General features: G+C 66.4%; 19 protein-coding genes. 6 read left to right on the top strand and 13 right to left on the bottom strand.

The features are described from left to right. Positions 1-224: 224 nt before the first annotated feature. Positions 225-728 carry a MucR family transcriptional regulator gene (locus tag O6X71_RS07630; protein ID WP_353465298.1) on the top strand — a complete coding sequence of 168 codons (504 nt, stop codon included), beginning with the start codon at positions 225-227 and terminating at the stop codon, positions 726-728. An 86-nt stretch (positions 729-814) separates the two neighbouring features. Here O6X71_RS07630 and O6X71_RS07625 read toward each other — a convergent pair whose 3' ends face one another. The 13 genes from O6X71_RS07625 to O6X71_RS07565 form a co-directional block, all read right to left on the bottom strand. Next, complete coding sequence (locus O6X71_RS07625; RefSeq protein ID WP_353465297.1) at positions 815-1,720, bottom strand: flagellar motor protein MotB; 906 nt, start codon at positions 1,718-1,720, stop codon at positions 815-817. A 17-nt stretch (positions 1,721-1,737) separates the two neighbouring features. Further along, positions 1,738-2,601, bottom strand: a complete 864-nt coding sequence (gene motA / locus O6X71_RS07620) for a flagellar motor stator protein MotA (RefSeq protein ID WP_056061555.1) — start codon at positions 2,599-2,601, stop codon at positions 1,738-1,740. Between the two features lie 110 nt (positions 2,602-2,711). Beyond that, positions 2,712-3,632: a flagellin gene (locus O6X71_RS07615; protein WP_353465295.1), complete on the bottom strand. Its 921-nt coding sequence runs from the start codon at positions 3,630-3,632 to the stop codon at positions 2,712-2,714. A gap of 5 nt (positions 3,633-3,637) precedes the next feature. Further along, complete coding sequence (flgK, locus tag O6X71_RS07610; protein WP_353465294.1) at positions 3,638-4,984, bottom strand: flagellar hook-associated protein FlgK; 1,347 nt, start codon at positions 4,982-4,984, stop codon at positions 3,638-3,640. Next, positions 4,981-5,313 (bottom strand): rod-binding protein, encoded by a 333-nt coding sequence (locus O6X71_RS07605; RefSeq protein ID WP_353465293.1) that lies wholly within the window; start codon positions 5,311-5,313, stop codon positions 4,981-4,983. The genes flgK and O6X71_RS07605 overlap by 4 nt, the downstream gene beginning before the upstream one ends. Then, positions 5,310-6,416 (bottom strand): flagellar basal body P-ring protein FlgI, encoded by a 1,107-nt coding sequence (locus tag O6X71_RS07600; protein WP_435368457.1) that lies wholly within the window; start codon positions 6,414-6,416, stop codon positions 5,310-5,312. Before O6X71_RS07600 ends, O6X71_RS07605 begins: the two co-directional genes overlap by 4 nt. Before the next feature lie 296 nt (positions 6,417-6,712). After that, positions 6,713-7,402, bottom strand: a complete 690-nt coding sequence (locus O6X71_RS07595) for a flagellar basal body L-ring protein FlgH (RefSeq protein ID WP_353465292.1) — start codon at positions 7,400-7,402, stop codon at positions 6,713-6,715. Further along, positions 7,402-8,190 carry a flagellar basal-body rod protein FlgG gene (gene flgG / locus O6X71_RS07590; protein ID WP_056061573.1) on the bottom strand — a complete coding sequence of 263 codons (789 nt, stop codon included), beginning with the start codon at positions 8,188-8,190 and terminating at the stop codon, positions 7,402-7,404. The genes O6X71_RS07595 and flgG overlap by 1 nt, the downstream gene beginning before the upstream one ends. Before the next feature lie 13 nt (positions 8,191-8,203). Next, positions 8,204-8,956 carry a flagellar basal-body rod protein FlgF gene (gene flgF, locus O6X71_RS07585; RefSeq protein WP_353465291.1) on the bottom strand — a complete coding sequence of 251 codons (753 nt, stop codon included), beginning with the start codon at positions 8,954-8,956 and terminating at the stop codon, positions 8,204-8,206. Between the two features lie 24 nt (positions 8,957-8,980). Then, a complete protein-coding gene (locus O6X71_RS07580) occupies positions 8,981-10,249 on the bottom strand; it encodes a flagellar hook protein FlgE (RefSeq protein WP_353465290.1) in 1,269 nt (422 codons plus the stop codon). A gap of 28 nt (positions 10,250-10,277) precedes the next feature. After that, positions 10,278-10,961: a flagellar hook assembly protein FlgD gene (locus O6X71_RS07575; RefSeq protein WP_353465289.1), complete on the bottom strand. Its 684-nt coding sequence runs from the start codon at positions 10,959-10,961 to the stop codon at positions 10,278-10,280. 2 nt (positions 10,962-10,963) lie between these two features. Beyond that, entirely contained in the window at positions 10,964-11,359 is a 396-nt protein-coding gene (flgC, locus tag O6X71_RS07570) for a flagellar basal body rod protein FlgC (protein WP_107952494.1), read from the bottom strand. 18 nt (positions 11,360-11,377) lie between these two features. Further along, positions 11,378-11,716: a flagellar basal body rod protein FlgB gene (locus O6X71_RS07565; RefSeq protein WP_353465287.1), complete on the bottom strand. Its 339-nt coding sequence runs from the start codon at positions 11,714-11,716 to the stop codon at positions 11,378-11,380. A 634-nt stretch (positions 11,717-12,350) separates the two neighbouring features. Here O6X71_RS07565 and O6X71_RS07560 point away from each other — a divergent pair. The 5 genes from O6X71_RS07560 to O6X71_RS07540 all read left to right on the top strand — a co-directional run bounded on the left by O6X71_RS07560 (position 12,351) and on the right by O6X71_RS07540 (position 14,720). Then, positions 12,351-13,025, top strand: a complete 675-nt coding sequence (locus O6X71_RS07560; protein ID WP_353465286.1) for a motility protein A — start codon at positions 12,351-12,353, stop codon at positions 13,023-13,025. Next, positions 13,022-13,543, top strand: coding sequence for a hypothetical protein (locus O6X71_RS07555; RefSeq protein WP_353465285.1), 522 nt, complete (start codon positions 13,022-13,024; stop codon positions 13,541-13,543). The genes O6X71_RS07560 and O6X71_RS07555 overlap by 4 nt, the downstream gene beginning before the upstream one ends. Further along, positions 13,540-14,034 (top strand): flagella basal body P-ring formation protein FlgA, encoded by a 495-nt coding sequence (locus tag O6X71_RS07550; protein ID WP_353465284.1) that lies wholly within the window; start codon positions 13,540-13,542, stop codon positions 14,032-14,034. Before O6X71_RS07555 ends, O6X71_RS07550 begins: the two co-directional genes overlap by 4 nt. Positions 14,035-14,119: 85 nt before the next feature. Continuing rightward, positions 14,120-14,416, top strand: a complete 297-nt coding sequence (gene flgM, locus O6X71_RS07545; RefSeq protein WP_353465283.1) for a flagellar biosynthesis anti-sigma factor FlgM — start codon at positions 14,120-14,122, stop codon at positions 14,414-14,416. Next, positions 14,403-14,720 (top strand): hypothetical protein, encoded by a 318-nt coding sequence (locus O6X71_RS07540; RefSeq protein WP_055881695.1) that lies wholly within the window; start codon positions 14,403-14,405, stop codon positions 14,718-14,720. Before flgM ends, O6X71_RS07540 begins: the two co-directional genes overlap by 14 nt. Positions 14,721-14,866: the final 146 nt, after the last annotated feature.

Genomic DNA, 14,866 nt, shown 5'->3' with positions numbered 1-14,866 from the left:
CGTCGCGACGACAGGCGTCCAGCCATCAGCGACCGGCGATATCTTGCCTGTGCTTGCTTTGTTCAGGGTCGCGAACTTTGATTTAGAGCAATCGCAATGAACCGATCTTCATGCGTTCGCACTTCCAATGTCGATTTTTACAATTTAATGGGCTGAAAACGTCTTTGGATGGTTGAACCCGATGTTGCACGTCGTTACGGCGTCCGCAGACAATGGAGTATACTATGGCCGAAGATACCACCGACCTGAATGCCGTCGAGCTGGCAACAGAATTGACGATTGCATGGCTCGGCAACCCGAATACGCGCAGTTCGGCTGATGACGTTCCCGCGTTTCTCGGCAAGATGCATGAGACCGTCGCGACGTTGCTCGGCACCACGACCGAAGCTGCTCCGGTCGAAGCTGCGACCGAATACACGCCTGCCGTAACGGCACGCAAATCGCTCGCGTCGAAGGATCACATCATCTCGATGATCGACGGCAAGTCGTACAAGACCTTGCGCCGTCACCTCGCGACGCACGGCATGACGCCGGCCGAGTACCGCGAACGTTATGGCCTGAAGCCCGATTACCCGATGGTCGCCGAGAACTACTCGGAGAGCCGTCGCGCGATGGCCAAGAAGATCGGCCTTGGACGCAAGCCCGGCCCGCGCAAGACCGATTCGGCACCGGCTCAGCCGGCGACGACGCGCAAGCGCAAGACGGACACTGCCGCCGCCGCCGAATAAGCGACGCAGCCAGTGACGACAAAAAGGACCGGCGCCTCGCGGCACCGGTCCTTTTTTGTTGGGCGTACCGTGGGAACGCGGCGCCGTTACTTGGCGAAGATCCCACGCCTGTAGAGCAACGTGATCGCAACGCGACGATTGCGCGGATCCGCGGGGTCTTTCACGATCAGCGGTTCGCGGTCGGCGACGCCTTCGATCCGCTCGAACCGTTGCTCGGGCGTGCCACCCGCCAGCAGGCGCCGACGCGTCGCCTCGGCGCGACCGGACGAGAGCATCCAGTTATTCATCGCGCGCGGGTCGCCATACGGCACGCTGTCGGTATGGCCGCGGATCATGATCGGGTTCTGCATGCCCTGCACCGAGCCCGCGATCATGCCGATCAACGCCGACGCCTCCGGATCGAGCGCGGTCGTGCCGAGCGCGAACATCGAATAGTCCGCGTCGTCGACCAGATCGATCCGCATGCCGTCTTGGGTCGGCACGAAGCGGACATGGTTTTGCAGCCGCGACAGTTTCGCATTGCCCGACATCTCGCCGAGCACGCGCCGACGCAGAGCCGCGAAGTTCTTCTGGTCTTCCTTGGTCAGAGCATCACGGCTTTTCAGCGAACCCTTGGGCCCCGTCCCGGCCGATGGCCCACCGAGCCCCGCATCGGGAATCGCCAGTTGCGCCATGCTGGTCTGTCCTGGCTTCGGTCCGATGCGATTCTTGTCGAGGATCGATTCGCCGCCGAACAGCCCGCCGCCGCCGATCCCTAGCGACCGCGTGTTGAGAATGGTCGGCGCGAAGTAATCGGCGATGCCCTTGCGCTGTTTCTCGGTGGTCGCACCCACGATCCACAGCAACAGGAAGAACGCCATCATCGCGGTCACGAAATCGGCGTAGGCGACTTTCCACGCGCCGCCGTGATGGCCGCCATGCGCCTCGATATAGATCTTCTTGACGATGACCTTGGGCGGCTGGTTCGTCCCATGAGGCGCGCGCGCGGCCATGTTACTTTCCGCCCATCTTACTTACCACGGAGCCCGTCGAAGACTTCGGCGAAGCCCGGCTGGTTCTTGTGCGCGATGCCCGAGCGTGCGGCCTCGATCACCAGCGGCTGCGGATGACCGTGCAGCGAGGCGATGATGATCTGCTTCACGACGTCGTAGATCGACGCGTCGGCATCGAGCACCTGCTTCAACCGGTTCGCGAGCGGCGCGACGATGCCGTACGCCAGCAGCACGCCCATGAACGTGCCGACCAGCGCCGAGCCGATCATCGCGCCGAGGATCGACGGCGGCTTGTCGATCGACCCCATCGTCTTCACCACGCCGAGCACCGCGGCAACGATGCCCAGCGCGGGCAGTGCGTCGGCGAGGCTCGCGAGCGTACCGTGCGCGGCCTCCTCCTCGTGGTGGTGCGTCTTGATCGAGTGATCCATCACCTCCTCGACCGCATGCACGTCGAGCGTCCCCGACGACACCACGACCAGGCGCAGCGTATCGGCGATCAGGTTGACGAGCGCCTTGTCCTTCAGAAGCTTCGGATATTCCGCGAACACCGCGGAGGACTGCGGATCCTCGACATGCGGCTCGAGCGCGATCGGCCCGTCCATCCGCAGCATCTTCATCAGCTTGCTGACGAGGAAGATGACGTCGAGATAATCCTGCTTCTTGTACTTCGGACCCTTGAAGACCTTCCCCAGGCCAGCGCCGAGGCCCTTCAGCTCCTTGCCCGAATTGCCGATGATCAGCGCGCCGGCCGCGGCACCACCGATGATCAGCATCTCATGCGGGATCGCCTCCATGACGGGGCCGAGCGCGCCGCCGGTGAACGCGAATCCGCCAAACACCATGACGAGCAGGACGACGATGCCGATGACCGGAAACATGGTGTTCGAATTCCCCCAGGGCCGACAGCGGCACTTGCGTCGCCACAGAATTAACCGCCTTTGGTAGCCAACCGGTTACCAAGATGACGTCGCGCGCGATTAAATTCGGATCAGCGCAGATAATCGAACAGCGACAGCGCCGAGAGCTTCGAGAAGCTCGCCTGCGTCGCCGACAAGATCGTCATCGTCTTCTGCAACTCGACCACCGTCGTGGTGATGTCGGTATCTTCCAGCCCCGACCGGGTCGCCTCGCGGTCGGCGGCGACATCGGTCAGCCGCGATGCCTCCAGGTCGACGCGCGCGGCGCGAGCCCCGAGCGAGGCCTGCACCGCCGACACCTGATCCGACGCGGCGCCGATGTCGGCGAGCGACGTATCGAGCGCACTTGCCTTGAAGTCGTCCGATTGCAGCGCGGTTGCGATCGCCGAGAGCATGGCCAGCGTATTTGTACCGCCCTCGATGCTGCCGTCGGGCTTGGTCTTGCCGCCGACGGTGAAGATGCGCGCCGCGGTCTCGTTCGCCTGGACGGTCTGGCCATCGCCGATCGGGATGCCCGAGATCGGCTTCGATGCGAGCGCGTAGGTCCCGCCCGCAGAGACCGCAGGCGCACCGTCGGCGCCGCCGAACAGCGCCTGCCCACGCGAGTCCTTGGCATTGGCAAGGTTGGTGAGCGTCGCGACGAGGCCGGCGATCTGTTCGCCGATCGCCTTGCGGTTCGCCGCGTTCAGCGTGCCGGTCTTGGCCTGCGTCACCAGCTCGGTCGCGCTCTGCAACTGGTCGGTGATCGCGGAGAGGCTGGTGTCGCCCTGCTTCAACACCGATTCTGCGGTGCCGAGATTGGCGGCATAGGCCTTGTCGTCAACGGCATCGCGCTTGATCCCGGCGAGCCGCTGATACGCGGCGCTGTCCGACGACGGCGCCGACAGCTTGGTCCCGGTCGAGATCTGGTTCTGCAACGCATCCGCCTTGGCGCCGAGCGAAGTCATCGACGCCGAAGCGCGGTCGTAGAAGAGGCGAGTCGCGATCTGCATGGGCGTTACCGTAGATCGAGGATGGTCTGGAGCGTATCGCGCGCAGTCTGGATCACGCGGCTCGACGCCTGATAGGCCTGCTGGAAGCGCAGCAGGTCGACCGCTTCGCTATCGAGATCGACGCCCGACGACGACGCGAGTGAGTTCACCGCACCGTCGCGGATTGCGGCCTGCGCGTCGGCGACCACCTTGCGCTGTTCGAGCGCGGCGGCGTTGCCGGCGATCAGCGTCGTGGTGCGCGTTTCGAAGCCACCGCTGGTGCGGGCTCCCTGCAACGCGGAGAGATTGGACGCATCGCGCTTGCCGCCGGTCGCGCTCGCCGAAGCGATCCCGCGCCCGTCGGCGAGTGCAACCGAGATGTCGGTCGGCGTAGTGCCGGTCGCGAACATCGCAACTCCCGCATTGCCGTCGAGATCGCGACCCTGCGCCTGCACCGCGTTGATCTTGCCCGTGAAGTCGGTGGCGATCGCATTGAGCGATCCGCGCGCCGCGGCGATCCGCTGTGCGCCTTCCGCGAACCCGGCGAGCGCGCCACCGGTTGGCGACAGCGCAGACGTGACATTGCCGCGCGTCACCGCGAACTGGACCGCACCCTCGTCGTTGCGCGCATAGGACGCCTGCGCGCTCTCGCCGCCCGCGACGAAGACCGAGCCCGCCGCGCCGCCGAGCCGCACGGTGGTCCGCCCGAGATCGTCGAACGACGTATTGATGTCGGTGATCGTGCTCATCTGTTCGAGCATCTGGTCGCGCTGGTCGGCGAGTTGCGCCGCAGTCGACGATCCCGGCGCGGTGCGCGCGATGCCGTCGTTGATCTTGGCGAGCGCGGTGCCGAGCGCATTGAGCGACTGCACCGCCTGCGATGCGGTCGAATCGAGATCGGCGGCCGCGGTATCGAGCGCCGCGCCGGTCGCCGTGAACGCCGCCGCCGCCGTACCGGCCGATTCAAGCATCACCGCACGCGCGGGCTCCGAAGTCGGATCGGCGGCGAGTTTCTGCGCGGACGTGAAGAAGCTGGTGAGCCGGTCACCGAGCTGGTTATTGCCCAGCGCCGTCTCGATCCGGTTCATCCAGGTGACGCCGGCTTCGGTCTTGGCGAGATCGGTGCCTGCCGAGCGAACCGCCTGCGACCGGTATGCATCGGCGCTGCGGCCGATCCCCGTGATCGTGACGCCGTTGCTGCTGACCGACTTTTGCGCGTTCAGCCCGCCATTGACCGACGACACTTCGGAAAGCGTCGTCGTCCGCCGGGTATAGCCCGCATTGCCGGTGTTCGCGATGTTCTCCGACACCGTGGACAGCGCGGTCTGGTACGCGCGCACGCCCGAAGCGCCGATCGAAAGGAGATCGCTCATGGCGGCGAGTCTGCCGCGCCCTGGTTAAGATCGGATTGAGATTTGGCGAGAAAATCGGTCATCGCCTTGCCGATGCCGAGCGGCGTATGCTCGGCCATCGACTTCGCGATCAGCCCGTCCTGCATGTCGGTGAAGGTGTCGATCGCCTTCGAATCGAACAGCGGGTCCGCCAGTTTCGCCTGGCGCATGCTCTTCAGCATCATGCCGGTGAAGACCGCCTCGAACTTCTCCCCCGCCTTGTCGAGATTGTCCTTCGACTTGAGGCGGCTCGTATCGGTCGAGATGCCGGTCGTAGGTGCGACGGCTGCGGGTGCGTTGAGCGGGCTCACAGGACGATCAACTCGGCCTTGAGCGCGCCGGCTTCCTTCAGCGCCTCGAGGATCGCGACCAGATCGGCCGGCGACGCGCCGATCGCGTTGACCGCCTTGACGATGTCGGCGAGCTTGGGACCGGGGTTGAGCAGGAACATCGGGCGACGCTCCTCCTCGACCGCGACGCGGCTGTTCGGGGTGATCGCGGTCTGGCCCTGGCTGAACGGCGCGGGCTGGCTGACCTGTGGCTTCTCGTCGATCCGCACCGTCATCTTGCCGTGCGTGATCGCCGCAGGCCCCACGCGGACTGCCGAGTTGATGACGACGGTGCCGGTGCGCGCGTTGACGATCACCTTGGCGGACGGCTCGGCGGAGACGACGTCGAGATTCTCGATCGTCGACATCAGCGTTGCACGGATATCGGCGCCGATCGGCGCACGCACCGCGACGGAGACCGCGTCGATCGCCTGCGCGCTGCCGAAGCCGAGCTTCGAATTGATCGCACCGGCGACGTTCTGCGCGGTCGTGAAATCGGCACGCGCGAGGTTGAAGGTGAGAGTCGGCGCGCTGTCGAACCCGGTCGCGACCGCGCGTTCGACGGTCGCACCCTCGGGAATGCGGCCGGTCGAGGGCACGTTGACGACGATCTTCGACCCGTCCGCGCCTTCTGCTCCGAGCCCGCCGACCGCGAGATTGCCCTGCGCCATCGCATAGATCTGGTTATCGGCACCGAGCAGCGGCGTCATGATCAGGCTGCCACCGCGGAGCGACTTGGCCTTGCCCATCGACGCGACGGTGATGTCGAGGCGCTGGCCGGGCTTGGCGAACGGCGGCAGTTCGGCGGTGATCATCACCACCGCCGCGTTCTTCATGCCTGGGTTCGCGGTCGGCGGCAGCTGGAGACCGAAGCGCGATGCGACGGCCTTCAGCGACTGGACGGTGTATTCGAGATTGTCGTCGCCCGTGCCTGGCAGGCCGACGACGATGCCGTAACCGGTCAGCTGGTTCGAACGGATACCCTGGAACCCGCCCAGGTCCTTGATCCGGTCGGCCGAGGCCGGCGCGGCGATCAGGAGCGATGCAAGAAGGGTCGTGAGGAGACCTGCGAAAGTACGAAACACGGTCTTTAGTCCTTTGCCGTTCGTGCTGAGTAGCGACCGAGTAGGCGCGCAGCGGCGTATCGAGGGTGCGTATCGAAGCATGGGTTTCGCGCGCCAACCTATCCTTCGATACGAGCCCTCGATACGCGCCTTCGGCACTACTCGGTCTCTACTCAGGACGAACGGGTTGGCGCTGATACGCGTGCCCTCACCCTTCGCCGCCTTCGGCGTCTCTCCCTCTCCCCTGAGGGGAGAGGGAAGGGGCCCGGCCGGCGCTTGCCGGGTGGGAAGGGTGAGGGCACGGGTCAACGAACGCATCAGAACGGGCTGACGACGGAGAAGAAGCGGCTGAGCCACCCCTGGCGGCCGGCGCGGGCGACGTCGCCCTTGCCGGTGTACGAGATCTGCGCGTCGGCGACGCGGGTCGACAGGACGCGGTTGTTCGCGTCGACGTCGGCGGTGCGGACCAGGCCCTTGATCTTGAGGAACTCGTCGCCGCGGTTGAGCGTGACGCGCTTCTCGCCTTGCACCAGCATCGTCCCGTTGGGATAGACTTGCGCCACCGTGACGCTGACTTCACCCGACAGCGAGTTGGTCTGGTCGGCCGCCCCGGTGCCATTGAAACTACGCCCGCCGCTCAGCGTCGCGTCGCTTTTGTTGAACAGATTGAGGAAGCCGGTGGTCGGCGGCGTGATGCTGCCCGAGCCGTTGCTGTCGAGCTTCGACCCCGACGACTTCGACGCAGCGGTCCGCTCGACCAGCACGATCGTCAGCGGATCGCCGACTTTGCGCGCGCGCCAGCCTTCGTACAGCGCGGCGTAACCGTCCTGCGCCTGGAAGATCGAACCGGTAGCGACGACCGGCACCGGCTGGACCGGCAAGGGCCGCGCGACCGAGAAATCCTCGGGCGGGGCCTTCTTGCCGAACAGGCTGGCGTCCACCGGGGACGCGCCGAGCCCGGCGATGAAAAGCGTGCCGACGAGCGCGGCGATAGGGGCGTTACGCATCACAGGTTCTGGTTGACGTATTTGAGCATGTCGTCGGTCGCGGAGATCATCTTCGAATTGACCTCGTACGCGCGCTGCGTCTCGATCATGTCAACCAGCTCCTCGACGACGTTGACGTTCGATGCCTCGAGCATGCCCTGCTTGATGCCACCACGACCGTCCTGCCCCGCAACGCCGACGTTCGCCGCGCCGCTCGCTGCGGTCTCGACGAGATAATTGTCGCCGGTCGCCTGGAGCCCTGCCCCGTTCGGGAAGCTCGCGACCTGGATCTGGCCGATCTGCGACGCCTCGGTCTGGCCGGGGACCATCGCGGACACGGTGCCGTCGCGGCCGATCGTGATCCCGGTCGTCCCCTCGGGCACGGTGATGCCGGGCTGCACCTGATAGCCCTCACTGGTGACCAGCAGGCCCTCGGCCGAGCGCGAGAAATTGCCGGCGCGGGTGTAGCCGAGCGTGCCGCCGGGCATCTGCACCTGGAAATAACCGTCGCCGTCGAGCGCGAGATCGAGGCTGTTGCCGGTCGTCTGCATCGCGCCCTGCGTGTCGATCCGCGCGGTGCCCTGGATGCGGACGCCGGTGCCGAGGTTGAGCCCGGTCGCGTATTTGGTCTCGGCGGTGCTCTGCGTGCCGGGCGTCGTGACGGTCTGGTAGGCGAGCGTCTCGAACGCCGCACGGTCCTTCTTGAAGCCCGTCGTGTTCACGTTGGCGAGATTGTTCGAGATGACGCGCATGCGCATGTCCTGGGCGTCGAGCCCGGTGCGCGCGATATGCATGGCTGCGGATGACATTCGTCTGTTCCTTCTAGCTCGGCAGGCGCATCAGCGATGCACCGCTCTCGTCGATTTCCTTGGCGGATTTCATCATGTTGGCCTGGACTTCGTAGCTGCGCTGGTTCTCGATCATGTCGACCAGCGCCTGCGTCATGTTGACGTTCGATCCTTCGATCGCGCCGCCCTGAACCTTCGCGTCCATGTCCTCGGGCAGCGCCCCGCCGCCCCGCACGCGCAGCAGATTGTCGAGGCCCTTCACGGTATCCGACCCCTTGGTGTCGGCGAGCTTGAGCTTGTCGATCACCTGCGTATCCTTCGCATCGCCACCCAGCGGCACGATCGAGATCGTCCCGTCGGAGGAGATAGTCAGCGACTGATAGGGCGGCAGGGTGATCGGCCCCCCCGAACCGATCACCGGATGCCCGTCGCCGGTCTGCAGCACGCCCGACGGCGCGACCTCCAGGTCACCGCGGCGCGTATACGCCTCCGACCCGTCCGACGCCTGCACCGCCAGCCATGCGGTGGTGCCGGTGATCGCGACGTCGAGCGGACGCCCGGTCAACTGGATCGCGCCCGGCGAGCGGTCGGCGTCGGTTACCTCTTCCGAGGTCGGCGCGCGCGCCTCGATCGTCGAGCCGTCGCCCTTCAGGTTGAGCCGGTCGAACACCACGCGATCGGCGCGGAAGCCGGTGGTCGACGCGTTCGCCATGTTGTTGGCGATCGCCGCCTGCGCCGCCATGTGCGCGCGCAGGCCCGTCGCCGCGGTGTAGACCAGCTTGTCCATTCAGAATCCCCTGCTCGCTCTTGCTTAGCTGCGGATGTTGAAGATGGTTTCGGAGATCTGGTTGGCCGTATCCAAGGCCTTCGAGTTCGCCTGGAAATTGCGCTGTGCCGCGATCAGGTTGACCAGCTCCTCGGTGATGTCGACGTTCGATCCCTCGATCGTTCCCGACATCAGCTTGCCGAAGCCGTTGGTGTCGGCCGAGCCGAGCTTCGCCGAGCCGGAGATGCCGGTCGACTGCCAATAGCTGCTGCCGAGCTGGCGCAAGCCTTCGGGATTGGAGAAATTCGCGAGCATCACCTGGCCCAATGCCTGCGTGTCGCCGTTCGAGAAGCTTGCCTGCACGACGCCCTTCTCATCGACCGTCACGCCCTGGATCTGGCCGACCGCCTTGCCGTCCTGCGTGCGCGAGGCGACGCTGAACGCGGTCGACAACTGGGTCGTGCCGGTGCCGAAGGTAAAGTCGATCTGCTGCGGCGCGGTCGAGTTCGCGGTGGTGAACTCGTCATATTTGATCGTGCCGGCGGGCGCGGTCATCCGGCCCGACCCATCGAACGTCATCTTCGTACCCGCGGTACCGCCGGCGGTCAGTTCCTTGTCGCCGACGAAGCTGTGGACTTCCCAACCGCTGTCGGCGTTGCCCGTCGTCGGGGCGGACACGCGCTTGAAGTAATTGGTCAGCGTCATCGCGTTGCCGGCGGCGTCGTACACAGTGGTCTGCGCGGACTGGTTGTAGCTCGACGGATCGAACCGGTCGAACGTCGCGGTCTTCGGAATCGCCGAATTGGCGTTGAGGTTGAGCGTCATCCCGACCGCCTTGGTCGGTAGCGGCACGCCGCTCGTCTCGGGCAGGCGAAGGCTGAGCGCGGCATCGACGCCGGTCGCGACCACGGTGCCCGAGCCATCGACCGGGAACACCTGGAGGTGCGAGCCCTGCGCGTCGACCACGTAGCGATTGGCGTCGACCAGGAAGCCGCCGTTGCGCGTGTAGTTCACCGTTGCCGATTCCGCGTTCGGCTTGACCGCAAAGAACCCGTCGCCCGACACGGCGAGGTCGAGGCTGTTCGACGACTGGATCAAATTGCCTTGCGCGAATTGCTGGCGGTTTGCCTTGACGACCGTACCCGAGCCGACCTGCTGCGACGGCGCAAGCGACACGCTCGACGCGATGACGTCGGCAAATTCCGTGCGGCTCTTCTTGAAGCCGTTGGTCGCGACGTTCGCGAGGTTGTGCGAGATCGTCGACATCTCGGTCTGAGACGCCTGGAGACCGGAGAGCGAAGTGTAGAAGGACATGGCGATTTAGCTCCTGGAAACTCTGGGTTCAGCCGATCTGGCGGACGGCGCTGGCGGGGATTTCGCCGAGGCCGGGAAGCGTGAGGATGGCGGCACCGGTGGTGGTCGACACCGACTGGACGGGCGCCCAGACCAGGCTGGTCGCACCGACCGTGGTGCCGGCGTTCTGCGCGGCGACCTGCACGGTGAACGGCCCGCTGCCGGCATCCGCACCGGCGGCGTCCTTGCCGTCCCAGTCGTAGCCGATCGTGCCTTTCGCTTGCTTGCCGAGCGACATGGTCTTGAGGACCGCACCGTTCGCATCACTGATCGTGACGTTGACGTCGGTCGCAGCGCCGGCCAGCTCGACCGATCCGGCGATACCGCCCGCCGCGCGACCGTAAGCGGTGCTGCCCTCGGTGAGCACGGTCTTGCCGACATAGCCCATCGCCTCGCCGGTGCTGGTGATGCCGAGCTTGTCGGCGATCGCCTTCATCGTCGTGTTCATCTCGGAGATGCCCGAGGTGGTCGAGATCTGCGCCATCTGCGCGACCATCTGGGTGTTGTCGACCGGGTTGAACGGGTCCTGGTTCTGCATCTGCGCGGTCATCAGCTTCAGGAAGTCGGACTGGCCGAGCGCGGTGGACGACTTGGTCGTGGTGGTCGCCGCCGCGGCGGCCGAGGAGCGCGTGATGCCGAGATTGGACAGCGTGGTATCGAACGATGTTGCCATGATCAGCGGCCTAGCTTGAGGGTATCGATGATGAGCGACTTGGCCGTGTTCATCACTTCGATGTTGTTCTGGTAGCTGCGGGCGGTCTCCATCATGTCGACCATCTCGCGGGTTTCATCGACCGCCGCCTCGAAGATGTTGCCATCCTTGTCGGCCATCGGATTGTCCGGGTCGTACCGCTTCGTTGGCGCTTCACCGGCCGTGACGACGCGCTCGACGTCGACCGTCGACATGCCGCTGGCGGCGTCGAAGCTGGTGCGGAACACCGGCTTCATCGTCTTGTACGCGGTCTCCGCGGAGCCGGTGGTGCCGCCGGCGTTGGCGAGGTTCGAAGCAGTCGTGTTCATCCGGACTAGCTGCGCGGACATCGCGCGGCCGGCGACCTGGAATATCGTCATGGGCTGGTTGGACACGGCTTACTCCCCCTTCAGCGCGCGGGTGATCTGGCCGATCCGCCCGTTCAGGAACGACAGCGTCGTCTGGTACTGGACGGCGTTCTCGGCGAACGCGGTCTGCTCCTGGCTCAGCTCGACGGTGTTGCCGTCCATCGAGGTCTGCGTCGGGATGCGGTACTTGGTCGCCGCATTGGTGCTGCCGTCGTTCTCGACCGAGGCGAGCGCCGACCGGAAGTCGATGTCGCGCGCCTTGAAGCCGGGCGTCGAGGCGTTGGCGATGTTCGACGCGAGCACACCCATGCGCTGCGAGCGCACCTCGAGCGCCGCCCCGTGAACTCCGAAAAGCGTGTCGCCTGACACAAGCCCGTCTCCTGGCGCACCGATTGCGCATCGAGACATTAGCAATGGGCGTGCCAGTTTTGGGCGCGAGGGTGGGGGATGGTGGTTTGCCGGGTGGTGGAGGGCGGGCGGCAAGGTAGGCGGCAAGAGGTTGCCGGTGTTGCAGGGGTGGGCGGCAAGGGGGTTGCCGGTTGGTGCGGTGCCCTATTGAAAGCGGCAAACCGAACTGCCGGCCCGCACGGCCACTATGTTTCCCCGCGAAGGCGGGGACCCAGACTGGGCTCCCGCCTTCGCGGGAGAACAAGGAAGCAGGCGCCGCCGCTCACCCACTGCCCCCACCCCGGCGAAGGCCGGCCCAATTGAAGAGGTCGCAGTCATGGAGCGCCCGCGCAGTTAGCGACGTCACCCAATTGGGCCCCGGCCTCCGCCGGGGTGGTGCTAAGTGCCTACAAGCATGACCCTTCTTCCCCCCTCCCTCGTGAAGGGGGGGCCGGGGGTGGGTGGGCCGCTTGGCGAACTCCAGCGCCTGCAACGAACCCACCCACCCCTAGCCCCTCCCTTCACGAGGGAGGGGAACAGAAGAGTGAGCCCCAGGCATGACGAAAGGCGGCGTTCCCCCCGACAACTGGCCCACCCCTTGCATCACCCCACGCACATGATCACGCTCGCCCAATTCCTCGACCCCGCAGCGCTCGCCATCGTCGCCGGCGGAACGACGCTCGCCGTCGTCCTCCGCACCCCCCTCCGCGACCTCGGCCGAGCCCTCGCCGCCGTGACCACGCTGGGCCGCGGCCGGTTCGACGCGGACCCGCTCCTCCTCCAGATCACTGCCCTAGCCCGCATCGCCAAGCGCCACGGCGTGATGGCACTCGATCGCTCGGTCATCACCGACGCCGATATCGCCGCCGGAATCGCCGCGATCGTCGACGGCGACTCCGCGACCGACGTCGCGACGCTGGTCCAGCATCGCCGTCGCGCGCGGATCGAGCGCCACGTCGCCGCCGCCGACGTCTGGGCGGGCGCCGCAGAGATCGCCCCCGCGATGGGCATGGTCGGCACGCTGATCGGCCTCGCGCAGATGTTCGCGACGATGAGCGATCCGGGCGCGATTGGCGGTGCGATGGCGGTCGCGCTGCTCGCCACGCTGTACGGCGCGCTGTTCGCAAACCTGCTCTTCATGCCGATCGCCAACCGCCTCCGCGCGCAAGGCCGTAACGAAGCGTTCGAACGCGCGCGCATCGAAGCACCGCTCGTGGCCCTCGCCGAACGCGAGACGCCGCGCGGCTATGTCGCACCCAGTTCGCCGCCGACGCTGGCCACCGTCGCGTGAACGCCAGCGAATATCCCGACGCACCGACCGGCAAGCCGCTCTGGCTGATCACGCTCGCCGACCTCGCCTTGTTGCTGGTCGGCTTCCTCGTACTCCTGCAGGCGACACAGCATATCGGCGGCAAGGATCTGGCAAAGGGCATCCGCGAGGGCTTCGGCGCAAACGATACCGAGCCGACGCCGATGCCCGTCGCGGCCGCCGGCATCCTCGATTTCGCGCCCGGCTCGGCAATCCTGCCGACGACGCCGGGCGCGCTCGTCGCCTGGGCGCGCGAGGCGGCGCGCGATCCCCGCGTGATGCTCACCGTCACCGGCTCCACCGACGGCACGCCCGACGATACCGACCGCGTCACCGGTAGCGCCGCGATCCTAGCCGCCGACCGCGCGCGCACCGTCGCCGCCGCGCTCGCCGCGGTCGCGCCGTCTCGCGTGGCGATCGTCACCGCGACCAAGCCCGGCCGTCGTGCCGCCATCGTCTCCGTCGCCTTTGTCGGCGAAGCCCCGAGGACCGCTCAATGATCATCCCGTTCCTGCTCATGGCCGCGAGCTTCCAGGATACCGCCGCGCTCGACGCATCGGTCGCCGCGTTCACCGGTCGCCCTACCGGCGCCGAGGGCGGCGCGCGTACGCCGGTCGATGCGCGGTTGCGGCTCGCGACCTGCCCGACGGTGTCGCTGTCGTGGCGCTCCGAACAGCATGACGCGGTCGTCGTCTCATGCGCCGGCCCCGCGTGGCGGATCTTCGTGCCGGTCATCCGCCCGGCCAATGCGCCGGCCGCGGTGGCGGCCTCGTTCGTGCCAGTCGCGAAGGCCGCACCCGTCATCAAGCGCGGCGATCCGATCGTGATCGAGGCCGGCACCGAGGGCTTCTCGATCAGCCGCGAAGGCGTCGCGATGGGCGATGCCGCGCCCGGCGGCCGCTTCATGGTCAAGGTCGACGACACGCGTACGCCGGTCCAGGCGATCGCGGTCGACGCCGGTCGCGCGACGCTTCCCGGCTGGTCGAACTAATTTCGGACGAACAGATTAATTTTGCTAAAGGTTTTCCGCGTGCAGCCGTTTCTCCTGATGTCAGCGCAAACCAGAGGATGCGGACATGGTGGACTCGATCGGCGCGAAGCCGTCAGTAGCAGGAGATCGCTCCGTCGCGCGCATCGCCGCGGCGGCGCCGACGACGGTCGTACAAACGCCGGTTCTGCCCAGGCAGACGTCGGTGGTGCCGGAATCGATCGCGCTCGCCAAGTCGATGGCCGCCTCGCCGCCGATCGATGCGAGCCGCGTCGCCGCGATCAAGAAGGCGATCGCGGCGGGCACCTTCCCGATCCTCCCCGCGACCATCGCCGATCGCCTGATGGCGCTTCGCCTGGACTGGAATTCCAATGAAACGGCGTGATGCCCTGATCCGCGTGATCGACGCGCTGCACGCCGAGATCGCCGCGCTGAAGTCGAACGACGTCGCCAGCCTGGAGCGCGCGACCGCGGACAAGCTCGCCGGGATCGAACAGGTGGCATTGCTCGGCACCGGGCCTGCGGGTACCGAGATTCGTGAGCTGGCGGACGAGGCGAACCGGCTCAACGAGACCTGCCGGATCTACACCAATTTGATGGCGGCAAATGTTCGCCGCCGCCTGCAAACCCTGACCGGCGATGGTGCCGTTGCCGGCTATCGGCCGGGTCTGCGCGCGGCGTACGCTTAAGTAGCGCGCTTACCCCTCCCCATCTCCGTCATCCTGACGAAAGTCAGGATCCAGGGTAAAGGGGGACGGCGCTACATGGCTCTGGATCCTGACTTTCGTCAGGATGACGGCGTTACGGGAACCAAACACTAAAACTGGCACGCCCC

The sequence above is a fragment of the Sphingomonas faeni genome, assembly GCF_040407505.1.
Lineage (GTDB): Bacteria > Pseudomonadota > Alphaproteobacteria > Sphingomonadales > Sphingomonadaceae > Sphingomonas > Sphingomonas faeni_E.
Note: the sequence above shows the minus strand (reverse complement) of the source record. Positions and strands in the feature narration are given on the sequence as shown.